This window comes from Pseudomonas sp. EL_65y_Pfl1_R83 (assembly GCF_963970695.1).
In the GTDB taxonomy this organism is placed as follows: Bacteria; Pseudomonadota; Gammaproteobacteria; order Pseudomonadales; family Pseudomonadaceae; genus Aquipseudomonas; species Aquipseudomonas tritici.
In genome coordinates, this window is sequence record NZ_CAXAQI010000475.1 from 1 (window position 1) to 438 (window position 438).

General features: G+C 59.8%; 1 pseudogene. It reads left to right on the top strand.

Annotated elements, in window-relative coordinates:
* Positions 1-59: 59 nt before the first annotated feature.
* Positions 60-438 (top strand): annotated as a pseudogene (locus tag AACY08_RS29905) (hypothetical protein); the annotation flags it as partial.

Here is a 438-nt window from a genome sequence, read left to right on the forward strand (position 1 = left end):
TGTTGACATGAGTGTCAGTTAGGGCTTTTCTCTCTCCATAAAAAGACAGGAGAGTGATGATGGCGACTCTGGCACCCGAAGCACCCGTGCGCGCGGTCGATCCGCTCGATGTCAGCCGTCCCGAACTCTATCGCGACGACGTTTGGCAAGCACCGTTCCGCGAGTTGCGCGCGACATCGCCGGTCCACCGCGTCGAGCATTCGGACTTCGGCCCCTATTGGTCGGTTTCCATCTACAAGCCGATCATCACGGTCGAATCGCTGCCCGATCTGTATTCGTCGCAGGCCGGCGGCATTACGCTCGCCGACTTCATCGAAAATAACCCGACCGACGTGCGGATGCCGATGTTCATTGCGATGGACCGTCCGAAACATACCGGGCAGCGCCGCACCGTCGCCCCTGCCTTCACGCCTTCCGAAATGGTGCGGATGAGCGACA